This window comes from [Bacillus] caldolyticus (assembly GCF_003595605.1).
In the GTDB taxonomy this organism is placed as follows: Bacteria; Bacillota; Bacilli; order Bacillales; family Anoxybacillaceae; genus Geobacillus; species Geobacillus thermoleovorans.
The window spans coordinates 530,814-547,270 of sequence record NZ_CP025074.1; the positions used below are offsets into that span (position 1 = coordinate 530,814).

Sequence of the window (16,457 nt, forward strand, 5' to 3'; positions counted from 1 at the left end):
TGGCGAAAAAGCGGCCGAGCCCGGCCGCTTATCATGAATGAATCACTTCCTCCATCGCCTCTTGCAGCGAATGAAAGCCTTTTTTCTCCCGACCGTCTTTTCGAACGGTCCATTCCTGCTTCTCAAGCGCCAGTTCACCGCGTTCGTTTTTTACAAACGGCATGTGAATGGTGATCATCTCATCGTCTTTGTTGATCGTATAGCCGACATAATAGCGATTGCCTTCACCATGCTCTTCAAAAATGCCGACTTGGTCGAGTCCATAGGCTTCCATCATCGGCTCGAGCGTGTCGATGAACTCCTCGATCACAACGCTTCTTGGCGCAAATTCCATGGTTTTTCCTCCTCTTGCCTAGTCATCAAGTGTAGTTTGCGGCAAGCCGAGGAAACTCATGAGTGGAAATGACCGACTTATGACGAAGGCCCATTGCAAGCCGTGCGGTTGTACTCCTCAAGCCATTGCTGCAACTTTTCCGCTTCGAGCGAGCGGCTGAAGTAAAACCCTTGTGCATAGTCGCAATGCATTTGCGAAAGAAGCGCCACTTGCGATTCACTCTCCACCCCTTCGGCCAATACTTCAATATCCAGGCTTTTTGCTAAATGAATGATCGTATCAACAATCGTTGCATCTTTCGAGTTTTCCGCAATGCCTTCAATGAAACTGCGGTCGATTTTCAACAGCGACACTGGCAAATTGCGGATGTAAGCCAATGATGAAAAACCGGTTCCAAAGTCATCGATCGCCGCCTGCACACCGAGACGTTGCAATTCGGTTAAAATGTGCTGCCCTGTTTCGATGTTTTCCATCAGTCCGCTTTCGGTCACTTCCAAAATGAGCCGATCGGGCGAAAGCCCCGTCTCCCGCAAAATGCGCTTCACATGCTCGATGAGCTCCGGACGATTGAGCAAAAACGGCGACAAGTTGACTGCGAGCTTGAGGCCCGGAAATTTTCTTTCCCACTCTTTCACTTGACGGGACGCCTGTTCCAACACCCATAATGTAATTTCAAAAATAAACCCGCTTTCCTCCGCCAACGGAATGAAATCGAGCGGCGGAATTTCACCGAGCGACGGATGACGCCAGCGCAAAAGCGCCTCAACCCCCATCGCCTTTCCTTTAGCAAGTTGCACTTTCGGCTGATAGCATAAATACAACTGCCCGCGCATAATGGCAAACGGCAAATCTTGCTCGATCACCGCATGCCGATGCTCGGTCGGCCGGTAAAAGGCATAGCCGTTCCGCCCCCGCTCTTTCACTTCGTACAACGCTTGATCGGCATATTTCATCACTTGCTCGATCCGATCGCTGTCTTTCGGGAAAAAAGCGATGCCGATCGACAATGTTGATTGAATCAGCTGTTTTTCGTAATAAAACGGCTCGTGAAACGAACTGACAAGCTGTTCCGCCAAGGCGGTCATCTCTGTTTTCGTTATGTTCGGCAGCAAGAGAACAAACTCATCACCGCCGATGCGGGCAAAAAAGTCGCCGGGACGCAACGCCCGCTCGACGCGCTTGACCGCCTCGCGCAAAAAGTAATCGCCGGCTTGATGGGAAAAATGATCGTTGATCCATTTGAATTTGTCAAAATCCAAATAACAAAGAGCAAACGGCGTCTGACTCGCGATCAGCTCATGAATATGCCGCTCGAAATAGCTGCGGTTGGCGATGCCCGTGAGCGAATCGAAATAGGCAAGTTGGCGCAGCTTTTCTTCGTACCGCTTCCGCTCGCTGATGTTTTTCACGGTCACAATGACGCAATCGAGCGTCCCCGCTTCATCGATGATCGCCTTCCCTTGCGCCTCCATCCAAACCCATTCGCCTTTCTCGCCTTGCTTGCGAAATTCGGCGGATTGCGTCTCGTATGTATCGTACAGCTCAGCCAATTTTTGTGCCACGACCGGGGCGTCATCAGGGTGGACAAATGTCAGCACCTCTTCGTATGACACTGGAAGGCGCTTGTTTGTTTTTCGCTTCCATGACGGCGGAATGTATGACAACTCACGATTGGGAGAAAAAATCAACACGTAATCGTTCGAATGCTCAACAATCAGCTGCAGACGCCGTTCCGCTTCGGCAAGCCGCGCTTGCAGGCCGCTCTCCTCCGCTTGGCGGCGAAGAACGCATAAGACGGCGGCCGTCTGTCCGTTTTCACCGATGATCGGCGACACGCCCGCAACCAATAAGCCGTCAAGCAACTCCCAGCGAAAGGCAGCCGGGCGCTGTTTCACCCGTTCAACCAACGCCCGTCCTTCGACGGACAGCGTCCTCTGTTCTTCTTCACTCAGCGCCAAGCCGGCAAAAGCCGGATTGTTGTAAATGATCACGCCTTGCAAATTCAAGATGACCACTGCTTCTGTGAAGTGATGGAAAAAGGCCGTATATTTGTCCATGCAATTGCTACCTCGCCGTTTCACCAAAATAAGCGATGTCCACACTTCCATTTTCACGAAAATCACGGCAAAAATCAACAAATTTCGCAAACATTTTGTCAAAAATATGGAACTGCCCACCGGCGGCCTTCCGGTCACCCGGTTTGCCGCTGGCGGGCGCGAGTGGGACACGTTTGGCAGCACGTCCCTCCTTTTGTGTGCACGTACAGGCAGCACGTCGTCCGCTGCATGCCGCTTGCTCCTTTAAAAAAGCGGCGAAGTGGGTTGTCTTTTTGTCCAAACAACCGGCCGTCTGCTTCATGAATAAGGAAGCGGAAATCATCGCGCAGCCGGTCGGCGACCGGGGCAAGCGACTCATCCTCAAGCCAACGTTCATATACCCAATACACGTAAATCGCGACATTTTCCCATAAGACGAGCGGCGATATGCGCGTCAGACGCCGCAACCGAGCGATGAGCGGAGCGAACAAGCCGGCGAACACGTCGCGAACGACTTGCTCGCGCCAGCGGCTGCGCTCAATGCCGCACGCCTCCGCTTCCGGCGGCTCAAAGCGAAACCGCGGCATCCACATCTCCCCTTCGCCGTCCGTGTCAAGCCAAATTCGCCCAGGATCGAGCACAAGCCGCTTGTTCCATACCGACATGGCGTATAGCGTCATCGGTGCCAAAAAGCTTAATCGTTTGACGAGCATCGACGCCGCAACGGCGTCATTTGCCGCTCCCATCTCGGTGCGGACGTGCGCGACATACTTCGCGAGCTGCCCGTCGTCATGAAGCAGCCAAGCAAACAACATCGACGACGAGACATCAGCCGCCCCGCTTGAAAAACGGTACGTTTCCAACGCTTTCATTTCGTCTTCACGCAGTCTCATCACGATACGCCTTCTTTCTGTAAAATTCGCCGTCCTTTCCCATACGGAATGCAAAGCGGGGTGCCAAAGATCGGATCGTACGTGATTTGGCAATCCATTTGGAACACATCTTTCACGAGCTGGCGGGAAATGACGTCTTCCGGCTTTCCTTCGGCATACACCGTTTTATCGCGAATGGCGACGAGATGATGGGCGTAACGGCACGCTAAATTCAAATCGTGAAGCACCATGACGATCGTCCGCCGTTCTTTTTCATTCAGCTCAAACAATAAATCTAAAATGTCAATTTGATGCGCGAGATCCAAATACGTCGTCGGCTCGTCAAGCAAAATGATGTCCGTTTCTTGCGCTAATGTCATGGCGATCCATGCGCGTTGGCGCTGTCCGCCGGAAAGCGAATCGACCGGCCGCTCGGCGAATTCGGCGAGTCCAGTTGCCTCTAGGGCCCGCACAACCGCCCGCTCATCTTCGTCACTCCATTGCTTGAACCACGTTTGATACGGGTAGCGCCCTTGCTTCACAAGTTGCAACACGGTCAGTCCTTCCGGAGCCATAGGCGACTGCGGCAAAATGGCGAGCCGGCGGGCGATTTCTTTTGTCGGCTGTTTGGCGATTTCTTTTCCATCCAGCAGCACAGCGCCGCTTGTTGGTTTTAGCAGCCGGGCCAAGGCGCGCAGCAACGTCGACTTGCCGCAGCCGTTCGCGCCGATGAACACCGTGATTTTTCCTTTTGGAATCGTCAAGTCTAAACGGTCAATAACGATCGCCTCGCCATAGGATAGCGTCAACTCTTTCGCCTGCAACCCATGCATGCGCATCCCTCCTTATAATTTCCGACTTCGGTACAATAAATAAATGAAATACGGTGCTCCAATCGCCGCGGTAAACACCCCAGCCGGAATTTCCGTCGGCGCCAAAAGCAGCCGCCCAGCCAAATCCGCCCCCATGACGAACACACCGCCTAACAGCGCAGCGGTCGGAAGAAGAGCGCCAAACGCCGAACCGACAAGGCGGCGCGCCATATGCGGCGCCATCAGCCCGACAAAGCCGATGCCGCCGGCGAAAGCGACCGCGCCGCCGGTGAGCGCGGTGCTAAGCAAAACAAGGCCTAGCCGTTGCCGTTCGACCGCGCCGCCAAGCCCAATCGCCAGCTCATCGCCCAGCTCCTGCACATTGACATGCCGCGCGGCCAATATCGCCACAAGGAGCAGTCCGATGACCCATGGCGCCATGAGCGAAACGTGCTGCCAAGAAGCTCCATACACACTGCCCGTAATCCACACGTTTGCCTGGCTCGCCCGATAGATGGGTCCTGTGATCATCAACAGTGTCGTCAACGCCTGCATGAGCGCAGAAACGCCGATGCCGACAAGCACGAGCCGAAGCGGGGCGAGGCCGTTTTTCCACGCCAGCATATACACGAGCCAAGCAGCGGCCGCTGCGCCGAGAAAGGCGGCAAGCGGCAGCCAGTGGATGCTGACGGTCAAAGAGTTGTTTTCATCGCTAAACAGCGCCAAAAAGCCAACGACCGCGGCCGCCGCTCCGCCGGTGATGCCGAGCACATCCGGCGAAGCGAGCGGATTGCGCACCATTCCTTGCAAAATGGCACCCGCGGCAGCCAGCGCCATTCCGGCCAACCAAGCGACAAGCACACGCGGCAGGCGGAACGTCACAATCACCGTCTGATGAATTTCCTCTCCGTATCCGAACAGCGCGGCAGCGGCCTCAAGCGGGGACATGCGCATTTCGCCGCTGCCAATGCTGATCAGGAAAAGTAAGACGGCCGCTGCTATGAGCGCGGCGAGCACCGCAACAGCTTTTTTGTCATAGAAAAACGAGATGTGTTTTCCCATTCGGACCGTGATGTATTTTTTCATTTTGCGGCGATCCCCCTGCGGGCAATGTAGATGAAAAATGGAACGCCGAGCAAGGCGGTGACGATGCCGACCGGCACTTCGCGCGGCATCAGAACGTAGCGCGCCCCAATATCGGCCATAAGAAGCAAAATCCCGCCAAGCAAGGCGCAATACGGAAGCAGCCAGCGGTGGTCGACGCCGGCCAGCGCCCGCGCCATATGCGGCACCATGATGCCGATAAAGCCGATCGGACCGGCAACAGCGACCGAACCGCCGGCGAGCAGGACAACTAAGAGAGCGGCGGCCGCTTTAATGAAGGTTGTCCGCTGCCCGAGCCCTTTCGCTACATCGTCTCCCATCATTAAGATGTTGACATGGCGCGCCAGCAGCATGGACCCAAGCCAGGCGGCGGCCAAATACGGAAAGACGGCTGCCAACAGCTCGAGCTTCCGGCCGGCGACCGACCCGGCCAGCCAAAAGAGCACTTCTTCAAGCGCTTTTTCATTCATCGCCAGCATCCCTTGCGTCAGCGAGGCAAATAAAGCCGCGACCGCCGTGCCGGCAAGCGTCATTTTGAGCGGCGTCAGCCCGTCTTTCCCCGCGGCGCTGATCACAAACACGATCAACGCCGCCATCGCCGCCCCCATAAATGCGACCCAAGACAACATTTGCAATGAAGAAATGGAAAAAAAGGTGACCATCACAACAATCAAAAAACCGGCCCCGGCGTTAATGCCGAAAATGCCTGGCGAAGCGAGCGGGTTTCGCGTCAGCGCTTGCATGAGCGCTCCGGCCATCGCCAAGCTGGCGCCAACGGCAGCCGCAATCAACGCTCGCGGCAGCCGAACCGTCGCCACGACTAAATGGGCATTCGATCCATCATTGTCGATGAGAGCCGCCACCGCCTGCCGCCAACTCGTATCGGTATATCCGCAAACGATGCTCATCCACATGGCGGCAAGCAGCACAATCAGCAAACCGATGAGGCCAACCATTTTTTGACGGTTTGTCACCAGCATCTCTGAGATCTCCCTTGCTTCATTTTCTATATCTCTATCGTCAAGTCTATTTGATAATGACTCTCATCGTCAATGTTTTTTCACGTTTTCTTATGATTTTTTTATCATTTTTTCATTTTATAGTTGACAATGATTCTCACTTTTATTACTATATAACACGGAAATGAAATTCATTATCAAATACAAAGGGGGATTGGCTAGTGAAATCACGACATCTCACCCTTCTTTCCGCCTTCATCCTTTCCCTCCTGCTTCTTGCCGGCTGCGGCGGAAAACAGGAAGAAACGGCCAAACCGAAGGACAGCAATCAATCGAAAGAAGCAAGCTACGCAGTCGAACACGCCATGGGCACGGCCGAAATCAAAGGCACGCCCAAACGGGTTGTTGTATTGACAAACGAAGGAACAGAAGCGTTGCTGGCGCTAGGCATAAAGCCGGTCGGCGCCGTCAAATCGTGGACGGGCGATCCGTGGTACGACCATATTAAAGACAAAATGGACGGCGTCAAAGAGCTCGGTTTGGAATCAGAGCCGAACGTTGAAGCGATCGCCGCCTTGAAACCAGATTTGATTATCGGCAACAAACTGCGTCATGAAAAAATTTATGAACAGTTGAAACAAATCGCTCCAACCGTTTTCTCTGAAACGCTGCGCGGCAACTGGAAAGACAACTTTATGCTCTATGCGAAAGCCGTAAACCAAGAGGCAAAAGGGAAACAAGTCATTGCAGAATATGACAAACGCATTGAAGACTTAAAAGCAAAACTCGGTGACAAGCTGAAGATGAAAGTATCCATCGTCCGCTTTATGGCCGGCGACGTGCGCATTTACCATAAAGACTCGTTCTCCGGCGTCATTTTGGATCAACTTGGCTTCGCCCGCCCGGAATCGCAAAACGTAAACGACTTTGCGGAAACCGGCGTGACGAGAGAACGCATTCCAGCAATGGATGGCGACATCCTGTTCTACTTTACATATGAGACGGGGGACGGCAAAGCGAGCGAACTTGAAAAAGAATGGATCAACGACCCGCTCTTTCAAAACTTAAATGTCGCTAAACAAGGAAAAGTATACAAAGTGAGCGACACGATTTGGAACACGGCTGGCGGTGTGGAGTCAGTCAAGACTTTGTGGAGAACATTTTTTCGGTTCACTACGGGCGTTGTCAATCACTAGTTAGCGAACCATTTTCAGGAATTAATATCGTAAGCGCTTTCGGACTCTCATCCCTCATCTTGAGGCGATGATACGATATTCCATTTTTTTACACCCAACCACCATCCCGGAGCGCCGACAACGCTTGATGGATCGGTGTCCCGGATGACCGCTGCAGACACGGTAGATTCTGACGCACCACATCTGCCCATAACCGTCCGGCCTTCCGTTTGGCCTGTTCGATCCGCTTGGACTTTGTTGAGGCCGAGGCCGCCGTTCGGGTCTCTTCTTCCTCCACCAACTGCCCATTTCTCCGCCAAATCCCGTCGATTCGGGCCGCCATCGCCCTCAGAAACGCCCGAAGCCCTTGGTCTTTCCAGCTGCGGCGGGATTTCACCCGATGCGCAAACCGGCTCATCACGCTCTCGGCGTGGCCCATCGGACGCATGCCGGTCGTCTCCACCCCTTGCTCCGACAGCCACTCCCGATAGTCCCGGATGCATCCCGGCATCGACTCGATCCGGCGGATCATGGCAGCCATCTGCTTCTCTTTCGCTTCGTCCTCCAACGTGCCGACCGCGCTGTTCAGCTCCACGAGAAGCCCCTCTTCGTCTTGTTTCGCCAGCTTCTTCCGCACCTCCCGCCAACGCGGATGGCCGGACAGACACTGACGCAGCTCCCGCGCCACATGAAATCGATCCAGCTGAAAGCACGCCCGCTTCCCAAAATACTCCCGGCAGGCCGTGATCCACGACGCCGCGTCGCCGTTGATGATCAACAGGTCCCGGCACGGATCATAGGCATATTCGTTCATCAGCCACTCTTCGAACCGTTCCCACACGTCTCCCTCCCCTTCATGGAGGTAGTGGCGCCGGTTCACGAGCTCGAGCTGCGAACCGTTTCGTTTCCATCCCTCGTGAACCGCCAGGATTTTCTCTTCTTTCGCCCGTTTCCCTTTCCCCTGGCGGGAAATAAACAGTCCATCCGCCTCCACAAACAGCACCCGGCCGTGCCGTTGGGAAACAGGGCGGTGCAGCGAGACAGGGGCCTCCAGCACCAGTTGGCGAATCGCCTCGTGGCTCATGACCGCATACCCCACGATCGACTCCAACGTACGGGCCGCTTTGCGGTAGGAAGAGCACTCTACGGCCAACTCGACCGCCGTTTCCTCGAGGCAAGGACTGATCGATCGGGCCCCATCAAAGCCTAATTCGGCATCCAGCAAGAAGGTATAGTTCCCCGTTTGCCGGTCATAGTAGTAGTTCCGTCGAAACGTCACTTCTCCAAACAGCGTTTGGATCGTAGTCGGCCGTTTGTCTTTCAGCTGATACCGGCGCTTGTCCCGCGCTTCCGCCAGTTGTTGATCAATCTCCTCCAAAAGGGCCGCCAACAAGACAGCGAACACCTTTTGAAGAGTTCTGACTAATTGTTCCTCCAGCTCTTTTAATAAAGGCCATTCTGTGGTAAGATGTTTCATGGACTCTCTCCCTCCTGTTTTCGGTTGATGTTGACAATCACCATCATAGCAGGGAGAGAGTCCTTTTTGCATGACATTTGCTTTTTTCTACCGCGCTTCGCTTGGTGGCCCCGACGAGCGTCGCGAACAAAAGTTCGCAACCCTCGTCGGGGATCATTTCGGAATGTCACCCACAAATATTTTACTCACACGGCGGTGTGCTCGCGGCTCATTTGATGTTGGATGATATTGAGAAATATTTCTTGCAAAGGCAATAATCGCCCGCTAACGAAAGGCAGAAGCGGTCAGCTGCTTCTGCCTTTTCCCTCTTCCATCATTCCTGCCCTGTGGCTCGTCTCGACGCTAACTTCATTTCCCAAGGGCAAAAATATATAGATGCAATTTAAAGCTTTAACATTTTTCGTCTTTGCCGGTCATTGCATCCGACTGTCGAGTGACCGAACAACGCCGCTTCCAGACCCATGAATGGGTCTGTGAAGCGAGTCGTTGTTCGGTCTTCCGTCACGCTAAGGCGTGACGGAGGCAAGCCACACGCTTGCCTTCGACAGTCGAAAATGGGCAAACCACTTTTCTGTCAAGGATATGTTAAACTTCTTTGTTGCATCTATATAGTTGCTGCTTATCCATCGGTATGGTACATTCAAAATGCAAACCTCGCACGGAAAGGAAGAAAGATGGTGAAACGCTCTACCTTCATCACCGCATGTGTATTGTCATTCAGCGTTCTGCTCTCAAGCTGCACCGATGACGGCGTTCAGGAACAAAGCCACTCGCAGATGACGAAAACCGCCACCGGCGATATTCGGGAGACGACAAAATCGATCGAGCATTTGCCAAGCTTTTTGAGTGCGTTTGAAGAAGAGATGGCTGCCTTGTACCAACAGGCTGCTGAACACCGCGAGCTGCTTGAGAATATCCCTTGCTATTGCGGCTGCGGGCAATCAGCTGGCCATAAGAACAATTATGACTGCTTTGTCTATGAAAATAAAAAAGACGGCTCGGTCGTCTGGGATGATCATGCGACCAAATGCGGCGTCTGCCTCGACATCGCCGCTGAATCGATCGCCGCTTACGATCAAGGGAAATCGATCAAAGACATTCGGCATATGATCGATGAAAAATATAAAGAAGGCTACGCCGAACCGACGCCGACAAAGCCGCTCTAATACGAACGAAAAAAAGCGCCAAATCCGGCGCTTTTTTCATTGCAGCCAGTCCCCCGTTTGCCCCACCGAGCGCCCACTGCTTTTCGATCAACAGAAACAAGGCTGCTGAAACTGGATTTCGCTCCTCTCAAGGAGAGTTCACAAAGGCTTCGCACAGGCAACATCAACACCGGCTGAGCGCGGCGTACAAGTCATGCAATGTTTCGATGCCGCGCTGGCGGAATTCATCAAGCAAGATCGCCCATAGCTTCGCCATCGCTTCGACGTCGCCATCCGCCGTATGGCGGCGCGGGCAACGGATGCCATAACAAGCTAACGCATCGTCAAACGTCGGGCACGAATGGCCGATCAGCGTCATCATCGGCTGCAAGTCGACAAAACGTCCGCTCCATTTTTGCCGATAATGGCGCCAAAGGGCATGGCGCAAAAACGCCAAATCATGGCCGATATGATAGCCAATTAAGACGCCGGCGGCAATAAACGGCACAAACGTGCGCAGCGCCTCGGCAAGCGGCGGAGCGAACACCACATCCTTCGCCTCAATCCCGGTCAAGGCGGAAATATGTTCCGGAATCGGCTTTTCCGGCTTGACGAGCGTCATGTACGCATCCGTCACGACTCCTCCAACCGTTTTCGCTGCCGCCATGGCCAAAATTTCATCGCCTTGCTCCGGGGAAAAGCCGGTCGTTTCCATATCGATGATGACAAACGGGATGTCAGTCAAACGGTCATGCCAATCGATGATGTGCTGTTTTTCCTTTTGCAGCGAGCGAAGCCATGTTTCCTGTTGCAGCGAATGGTCATGCCCAAATAAGGCGGATGATGCCTCGCGCGGAACGCCGAGCGACAACAAGCGGAGCGCCCGTTGCCAAAACCGGTGCCGCTCATGCATGAATGTTAGCCACCCGCCGGGCGACAAAGCGCTGCAACCGTTTTGCGGTGCGCATCGCTTGTTTCAGCTGCTTTTGTTCCGTCCGCTCAAGCGCCCGCCATAACACATATTCACGTCCGTCCCCCGCCTCAGTGCTGTACTTAAGGCGAATCGAATAGTAAACAGAAAGCGCCTCGCAAACGGCGTCGGAAAGCGGCGCCGTCAATACGCCATTCGCTTCAAGCGCCCGCCGCCGCTCGGCTGTGCCCGCCGTCGGGACGTGCGCAAAACAGGCCAACCATTTCAGAGCGTTAGTGAGTTGCACGTAGCCGCTTTGTTTCATATGAACGGCCCCGCTGTACGGCCCCCATCGCTCCGTTTGCACGTTGCCCAGCCAACCGAGCGGAACCGGAGGAAATTGAACGTGCTCGCCCATGCGCGCCAACAGCGGCGGCCGTTTGGCCAACGCCGCAAACAGCGCCTTTCTTGCCTTCTCAGCCAATTCTGCTTCCCCATAAAGAGGCCGCATATCCATTGCAATCAACAAAAAACGAATGTCGTTCGGCCACCCGCTGTCTAAATAGGAAGAAAGTTGTTGCTCCCAACCGCGGACCGACTGCGCCCACCGCTTGTTCGTCGCCATCACGTAACCGGAGCAGTACGGATAGCCGGCCTCATGCAACATGTCCACCCCAACCGCCGCCATATGGCGAATGAATTCATAACAAGCCGCCTCCTCTTCCTCAGGACAGTTGAATAAAATGCCGTGGTCCTGGTCCGTCCAAATCGTCGGCTCACACCGGCCGATGCTTCCCATCACATACCAGCACCACGCCGGGGGACGAATGCCGACCGACCGTTTCATCGTCTCCCGCTCCGCAAGGAAGAACGCGCGGCGAAGGATGGCTTCATGCACACAAACGACGTCGCCTGCAAGCTGCTTCATTTGTTCAGGTGCTAGACAGCGCCGCAGTTCGCGCGCCAGTTCATCGTGGCAAAAACGAAGTTCGGCGGCCGACTCGGCTCGGTTTAGCCGCTCGACCACCTTTGCCGCCAACGATTCCATCACCTTTCCCCTCCTGGCTACTGCTGGGCGAGGGTCTTGGGCTGATACGCCGGATCGAGCTGTTCCGGATAGCCATAAGAACCGTGCTCGCTAATATCAAGACCTGAAATTTCTTGTTCCGCCGTGACACGCAGCCCGATCGTTTTCTTCAGGGCATATAAGATGACAAACGAAACAGCAGCGACATACACCGCAGCGCCGAGCACCCCGACCGTTTGCACAATCAGCTGATCAAATCCGCCGCCGTAAAACAGTCCAGCCTTCCCGATGCCCGTGATCTCGACTAAACGCGGCGAGGCGAAAAACCCGGTTGAAATCGTGCCAATAATGCCAGCGACACCATGGACGGAAAAAGCATAAATCGGATCGTCAATCCCTTTGCGTTCAAAGTAGATGGATGTCCAGAACGTAAACGACCCCGCCACTGCACCGATCACAACCGCCGCCCACGGTTCGACGAACGCGCACGCGGCGGTAATGGCAACCAAAGCCGCGAGCACGCCGTTGACCATCGCTGGAATGTCCGCTTTGCCGACCAAAATTTTCGCCGTCACAATCGCGGCGATCGCTCCCGCCGCGGCGGCCAAATTCGTCGTCAGCGCGACATAGCCGAAAAATCCGTCGCCAACCGCCATCGTGCTGCCAGCGTTAAAGCCGAACCAGCCGATCCATAAAATCAATCCGCCAATGACCGTATATACTTGGTTATGCCCAGGAATGACGTTTGGAGTCTTATCTTTATTGAACTTGCCGATGCGCGGCCCAAGCAAAATTGTAGCCACGAGCGCCGCAATCGCTCCTTGCAAGTGAACAACGGTCGAACCGGCGAAATCTTGCATTCCCATTTTTCCAAGCCAGCCGCCGCCCCACACCCAATGGCCGATCACCGGGTAAATGGCGATCGTAAAAATCGTGCCGAAAAGAAAATAAACAGACAGTTTCGCCCGCTCAGCGAAGCCGCCCCAAGCGATGGCCAGCGACACGCCGGCAAAGCCGAGCTGGAATAAAAATTTGAGCTCGAGCGGCACATTCGCCCACGACAACGAGTCAAACGTTCCTTTTCCTTCTTTTAAAAACCATCCTTCCGTCCCGATGAAGCTATTCCCAGCCCCAAACGTAATCGCAAAGCCGAACGCCCAAAACGCCAATGAGGCGATGGCAAAGCTTAAAATTTGTTTGCCAGCCACATGCCCGGAGTTTTTCATGCGCGTTGATCCGGCCTCAAGCAAAGCAAACCCTGCCTGCATGCCGATGACGAGCACCGCCGAAAGCATGACCCAGAGTGCATCCAGCCCAAGCGTCAACGTTTTTTCATCCATTTTACGCATCCCCCTTTTGTCATTTATCATCCCTTTTATATGTCATAATATATAACATAAACCGACCAAAAGCAACGCGTGTTTTTGGTTGCAATCGGTTTCAAACACAAAAAGTTTGTTAAATTTCTTAACAAAAAAAGAATGCCCCTCATCACGAGGGGCATTCCTCACAGTGTTACGCCACACGAATGGGCTTGCCAAACGGCACGCGCGGCATATAATCGTCCGGCACAAGCCAAAACACTTCATAGTCGACTTCGAGTTCTTCATAAAAATAGCCGGTTACATCGGTAATGTAAAACAACGTATCGATTTTTTGCGCAGCGGCCCATTCCAACACTTCGGTGTACGACGATTTCCCGTGCTTGAAATATTTAATCGTCGCCACGCCAACCGGAGAGACATCGCGAATTTTAAAATCCGCTTGGACGAGCAGCGTATCCGGACGCAGCTTTTCAAACAGCTTCACAATGTTTTGAATGAGCATTGGCCGCTCCGGACGGTTTGATGTGTCGATCGCCAACGCGATGGAATGGTCTTTCCGCTCTTTGAGCAACGCCAATAAAGCCCGCTGCCATCTCACGATGATCATCCCCCTTATATCGGTGAATCGCCGTGCGCACTACTAGTATAGACGACGATGGGGGAAAGTACGAACTGTTTTTCTTTCCTTTTTCCCCTCCCGTTTCACAAACATAAACCAAAACGCCAAGGAACAGCTCCTTGACGTTTCTTACTACTGCGAAAGGGGGATGTTCGAACCATTTTCTTGATTCACTGCCGCCTCAATCGTTCCTTCTGCATACACATCGCTTACCTGTTCGCGCGTCTCAGAGAGCGCCTCATACACAAACGACTCGTCCCCGCCATCTGCCGGATCGTATTGCTGCCCCGCAATCGCAACGGGCCGTTTCTTTTTCGTCATCCACCATTCCTCCTACATGAATGCTGTTTCGTGATTAGTGTGAAAACAAGAGCGAAAAATGAACAGAGGAAGTTTATGGATGATGAATGCATATAGAAAGGCAAACGTGGCAAACTAACGAATAAACAACGATCAAGAGAGGATGATAGCCCCGATGAGAAAGCCAACACGAAACGACAGCGTTGAACAGCAACAAAAAAAGCAGCAACCGGACAAAGACAGGGAAAAACAGCCGGGATGCGGCGATAAAAAACTAGAAGGTCCAAACCATCCAGCAGAATAAAGGCGGCGAATCCCAATGAGACATTTGCTTGCGTTAGTGCTGAAATATTTGCTGACCGCCACGGTGATGTTTGCCATTTTACCGCTGTTTTTGCGCATTTCATCGGCAGAGATTTTATGGTTCAGCCTTTGGCTGACGCTTGTCGCCTATGCGCTCGGCGACTTGTACGTTCTGCGGCGCCTTGGCAACGTCTCAGCGACGATTGCCGACTTTGGACTTGTGTTTGTGGCGGTATGGATCGGCATCGGTGCGTTTTATGACATCGCCGGCGCCGCCATATTAAACGCGGCGTTTTTCTCTGCTCTGCTTACAGCGTTCGGAGAATTGCTGTTTCACGCCTATGTGCTGCGATTTGTCACTGTCGAGCACGGTGAAAAAGACGCCCCGCTCATCGGCCGCCAATGGCAAACGGAGGCGGCAGAAGAGTTTGATGTCCGCGCCGCCCGCCCGGACGGCAACGATCGTGAACGAGCGGAACAAGAGGATGAACAGCATCATCAAGAGCCTCCCCATCCCCCCATCCTATGAAGGAGGAACAAATGTTGGCGGCTGCAGTCTGAGACGCCAGCCGCTTCTCCTTCCTTCCAAACAGGGCTTCAACGTGAATGACTCCACCTTTGTTTGGAACATTCAATGGCTGCATCTCCACTTCGTTTTGGGTTGCGCCCTGTACAAAAGGGAAGTGGGGGAGCTTCAATTGGGAAATCATAACACAGATGGCGAACGAAAAAACGGGTGTCTTCTCGTTCGCTAGACACCCGTTTCGCATGAGGATCTTTGGTTTTTCGGCGCTTTCTTCTACAGCCATGGGCGGATCCATCGGACGTTTGGCCGCAAGCCGAAACAGGACGATCTCCTATCCGCCCTTATTGCTCCGGTCGCTTCAGCGCAAGCAGCGTCTGTTTCAATTCCGCTTCCATCGCCGCCAGCTCGCGTTCGGCCTGCTGCCGTTTTAAGCGGCCTTCCGCTTGGATTTTCAACGTTTCTTCGAGCGTAGCGATCAAATTTTCTTGTGTTCGCTTCAACGTTTCGATATCAACCAAGCCACGCTCGTTTTCCTTGGCGATTTCGATGCTGTTTGTTTTTAACATCTCCGAATTGCGCAATAACAGCTCATTCGTCGTTTCGGCGACCTGCTTTTGCGCCGCAGCCGCCCTTTGCTGCCGAAACAGCGTCAAGGCAATCACGACTTGATTTTTCCAAAGGGGGATGGCATGCAAAATCGACGATTGAATCCGCTCGACAAGCGTTTCGTTCATATGCTGAATCATGCGGATTTGCGGTGCCGTTTGAATCGTCACTTGCCGGCTGAGCTTTAGGTCATGCACCCGCTTCTCAAGCCGCTCGGCAAACTGCCGCAAATCCTGTACATCCTGCCATGCCATTTGGTCGCCGGAGCGCTCCGCTTCCGCTTGCTTTTCTGGAATCGTCTTCGTCCGCAGCTCTTCGAGTTTGTATTCCGCTGCCGCAATATAAATATTGAGCGCTTCAAAATAGTCTTTGTTTTTTTCATAGAGCGTCTCAAGCATCATGATGTCGCGAAGCAACAAATGCCGGTGCTTCTCAAGCCGATCAGCGATTTTGTCAATTTCAACGCCGATTTTTTGGTATTTCGCCACCATCTCTTGCAGCGGCTTGGCCACTGCGCCGAACAAGCGGGACAGCCACCCTTTTTTCGCCGGCATTAGGTCATCGGGGTTGACCTCCTTAATTTTGGCCATCAGTTCGCTGATCACTTCGCCGACCGGCCCAGCGTCTTTCGTTTGCACATGATGCAAAATCGCATGAGAAAACTTCGACAGCTCGGCTTGCGCCGCCACACCGTATTGCAAGACGGCCTGATGGTTGGCCGGGTCGATTTGTTTGGCGAGCGCAAGCGCTTTTTCCCGATGCTCAGGCTTCAACGCATCAAGCGCGCGCGCCGGCTTTTCTTCCTCCTTGAGCCGCGATTCGGCCGGCGAAGAAAACGGCTTTGCAAGCAGCTCATCAAGGGAACTTGTCCGTTCCAGCCCTTGCAGCCAATCCGTCGATTCCATCCCGTGATTCCGTTCGTCCATC

17 protein-coding genes are annotated in these 16,457 nt (G+C 53.7%); 4 read left to right on the top strand and 13 right to left on the bottom strand.

The annotated features are described in order from the left end of the window. Window positions 1-31 precede the first annotated feature (31 nt). The 6 genes from CWI35_RS02865 to CWI35_RS02890 all read right to left on the bottom strand — a co-directional run bounded on the left by CWI35_RS02865 (window position 32) and on the right by CWI35_RS02890 (window position 6,138). Entirely contained in the window at window positions 32-334 is a 303-nt protein-coding gene (locus CWI35_RS02865) for a DUF5634 family protein (protein ID WP_013145569.1), read from the bottom strand. Window positions 335-411: 77 nt separating this feature from the next. Further along, the gene (locus CWI35_RS02870; RefSeq protein ID WP_025039196.1) at window positions 412-2,391 is read right to left on the bottom strand and encodes a putative bifunctional diguanylate cyclase/phosphodiesterase; all 1,980 of its coding nucleotides are present in this window, start codon (window positions 2,389-2,391) and stop codon (window positions 412-414) included. Between the two features lie 134 nt (window positions 2,392-2,525). After that, window positions 2,526-3,263, bottom strand: coding sequence for an IucA/IucC family C-terminal-domain containing protein (locus CWI35_RS02875; protein WP_011230958.1), 738 nt, complete (start codon window positions 3,261-3,263; stop codon window positions 2,526-2,528). Then, complete coding sequence (locus CWI35_RS02880; RefSeq protein ID WP_011230957.1) at window positions 3,263-4,075, bottom strand: ABC transporter ATP-binding protein; 813 nt, start codon at window positions 4,073-4,075, stop codon at window positions 3,263-3,265. The genes CWI35_RS02875 and CWI35_RS02880 overlap by 1 nt, the downstream gene beginning before the upstream one ends. 12 nt (window positions 4,076-4,087) lie before the next feature. Continuing rightward, the gene (locus CWI35_RS02885; protein ID WP_014195636.1) at window positions 4,088-5,140 is read right to left on the bottom strand and encodes a FecCD family ABC transporter permease; all 1,053 of its coding nucleotides are present in this window, start codon (window positions 5,138-5,140) and stop codon (window positions 4,088-4,090) included. Beyond that, window positions 5,137-6,138, bottom strand: a complete 1,002-nt coding sequence (locus CWI35_RS02890; RefSeq protein ID WP_014195635.1) for a FecCD family ABC transporter permease — start codon at window positions 6,136-6,138, stop codon at window positions 5,137-5,139. Before CWI35_RS02890 ends, CWI35_RS02885 begins: the two co-directional genes overlap by 4 nt. A gap of 200 nt (window positions 6,139-6,338) precedes the next feature. On the opposite strand from CWI35_RS02890, the gene CWI35_RS02895 reads away from it, so the two are divergent. Then, window positions 6,339-7,313: an ABC transporter substrate-binding protein gene (locus CWI35_RS02895; protein WP_240432131.1), complete on the top strand. Its 975-nt coding sequence runs from the start codon at window positions 6,339-6,341 to the stop codon at window positions 7,311-7,313. 88 nt (window positions 7,314-7,401) lie between these two features. Here CWI35_RS02895 and CWI35_RS02900 read toward each other — a convergent pair whose 3' ends face one another. Next, complete coding sequence (locus CWI35_RS02900) at window positions 7,402-8,769, bottom strand: ISLre2-like element ISGsp3 family transposase (RefSeq protein ID WP_015374689.1); 1,368 nt, start codon at window positions 8,767-8,769, stop codon at window positions 7,402-7,404. A 674-nt stretch (window positions 8,770-9,443) separates the two neighbouring features. Here CWI35_RS02900 and CWI35_RS02910 point away from each other — a divergent pair. After that, window positions 9,444-9,935, top strand: coding sequence for a PCYCGC motif-containing (lipo)protein (locus tag CWI35_RS02910; protein ID WP_014195631.1), 492 nt, complete (start codon window positions 9,444-9,446; stop codon window positions 9,933-9,935). A gap of 163 nt (window positions 9,936-10,098) precedes the next feature. Here CWI35_RS02910 and CWI35_RS02915 read toward each other — a convergent pair whose 3' ends face one another. From CWI35_RS02915 to CWI35_RS02935, 5 genes are all read right to left on the bottom strand, one after another. Further along, complete coding sequence (locus tag CWI35_RS02915) at window positions 10,099-10,827, bottom strand: 3'-5' exonuclease (RefSeq protein WP_014195630.1); 729 nt, start codon at window positions 10,825-10,827, stop codon at window positions 10,099-10,101. Next, a complete protein-coding gene (locus tag CWI35_RS02920; RefSeq protein WP_119877469.1) occupies window positions 10,820-11,872 on the bottom strand; it encodes a DUF294 nucleotidyltransferase-like domain-containing protein in 1,053 nt (350 codons plus the stop codon). Before CWI35_RS02920 ends, CWI35_RS02915 begins: the two co-directional genes overlap by 8 nt. Window positions 11,873-11,889: 17 nt before the next feature. After that, window positions 11,890-13,191: an ammonium transporter gene (locus CWI35_RS02925; protein ID WP_020756901.1), complete on the bottom strand. Its 1,302-nt coding sequence runs from the start codon at window positions 13,189-13,191 to the stop codon at window positions 11,890-11,892. 175 nt (window positions 13,192-13,366) lie between these two features. Further along, window positions 13,367-13,774 (bottom strand): VWA-like domain-containing protein, encoded by a 408-nt coding sequence (locus tag CWI35_RS02930; RefSeq protein ID WP_014195627.1) that lies wholly within the window; start codon window positions 13,772-13,774, stop codon window positions 13,367-13,369. A 153-nt stretch (window positions 13,775-13,927) separates the two neighbouring features. Then, entirely contained in the window at window positions 13,928-14,116 is a 189-nt protein-coding gene (locus CWI35_RS02935) for a YozQ family protein (RefSeq protein WP_014195626.1), read from the bottom strand. Between the two features lie 154 nt (window positions 14,117-14,270). Here CWI35_RS02935 and CWI35_RS18680 point away from each other — a divergent pair, with 154 nt between their 5' ends. Together CWI35_RS18680 and CWI35_RS02940 are read left to right on the top strand one after the other, a co-directional pair. Beyond that, entirely contained in the window at window positions 14,271-14,399 is a 129-nt protein-coding gene (locus CWI35_RS18680; protein ID WP_014195625.1) for a hypothetical protein, read from the top strand. A gap of 15 nt (window positions 14,400-14,414) precedes the next feature. Further along, window positions 14,415-14,927 carry a YndM family protein gene (locus tag CWI35_RS02940; protein ID WP_013145584.1) on the top strand — a complete coding sequence of 171 codons (513 nt, stop codon included), beginning with the start codon at window positions 14,415-14,417 and terminating at the stop codon, window positions 14,925-14,927. Window positions 14,928-15,265: 338 nt separating this feature from the next. Here the strand turns inward: CWI35_RS02940 and CWI35_RS02945 are convergent, their stop codons facing one another. Continuing rightward, a complete protein-coding gene (locus CWI35_RS02945) occupies window positions 15,266-16,456 on the bottom strand; it encodes a toxic anion resistance protein (protein ID WP_014195623.1) in 1,191 nt (396 codons plus the stop codon). Between the last annotated feature and the right edge of the window lies 1 nt (window position 16,457).

Bases quoted from the DNA above. Each gene is read 5' to 3' on its own strand.
- CWI35_RS02890 (WP_014195635.1), bottom strand. From the start codon at position 6,138: ATGCTGGTGACAAACCGTCAAAAAATGGTTGGCCTCATCGGTTTGCTG.
- CWI35_RS02945 (WP_014195623.1), bottom strand. From the start codon at position 16,456: ATGGACGAACGGAATCACGGGATGGAATCGACGGATTGGCTGCAAGGG.
- CWI35_RS02865 (WP_013145569.1), bottom strand. From the start codon at position 334: ATGGAATTTGCGCCAAGAAGCGTTGTGATCGAGGAGTTCATCGACACG.
- CWI35_RS02870 (WP_025039196.1), bottom strand. From the start codon at position 2,391: ATGGACAAATATACGGCCTTTTTCCATCACTTCACAGAAGCAGTGGTC.
- CWI35_RS18680 (WP_014195625.1), top strand. From the start codon at position 14,271: ATGAGAAAGCCAACACGAAACGACAGCGTTGAACAGCAACAAAAAAAG.
- CWI35_RS02880 (WP_011230957.1), bottom strand. From the start codon at position 4,075: ATGCATGGGTTGCAGGCGAAAGAGTTGACGCTATCCTATGGCGAGGCG.
- CWI35_RS02940 (WP_013145584.1), top strand. From the start codon at position 14,415: ATGAGACATTTGCTTGCGTTAGTGCTGAAATATTTGCTGACCGCCACG.
- CWI35_RS02885 (WP_014195636.1), bottom strand. From the start codon at position 5,140: ATGAAAAAATACATCACGGTCCGAATGGGAAAACACATCTCGTTTTTC.
- CWI35_RS02900 (WP_015374689.1), bottom strand. From the start codon at position 8,769: ATGAAACATCTTACCACAGAATGGCCTTTATTAAAAGAGCTGGAGGAA.
- CWI35_RS02875 (WP_011230958.1), bottom strand. From the start codon at position 3,263: ATGAGACTGCGTGAAGACGAAATGAAAGCGTTGGAAACGTACCGTTTT.
- CWI35_RS02910 (WP_014195631.1), top strand. From the start codon at position 9,444: ATGGTGAAACGCTCTACCTTCATCACCGCATGTGTATTGTCATTCAGC.
- CWI35_RS02935 (WP_014195626.1), bottom strand. From the start codon at position 14,116: ATGACGAAAAAGAAACGGCCCGTTGCGATTGCGGGGCAGCAATACGAT.
- CWI35_RS02925 (WP_020756901.1), bottom strand. From the start codon at position 13,191: ATGGATGAAAAAACGTTGACGCTTGGGCTGGATGCACTCTGGGTCATG.
- CWI35_RS02920 (WP_119877469.1), bottom strand. From the start codon at position 11,872: ATGGAATCGTTGGCGGCAAAGGTGGTCGAGCGGCTAAACCGAGCCGAG.
- CWI35_RS02915 (WP_014195630.1), bottom strand. From the start codon at position 10,827: ATGCATGAGCGGCACCGGTTTTGGCAACGGGCGCTCCGCTTGTTGTCG.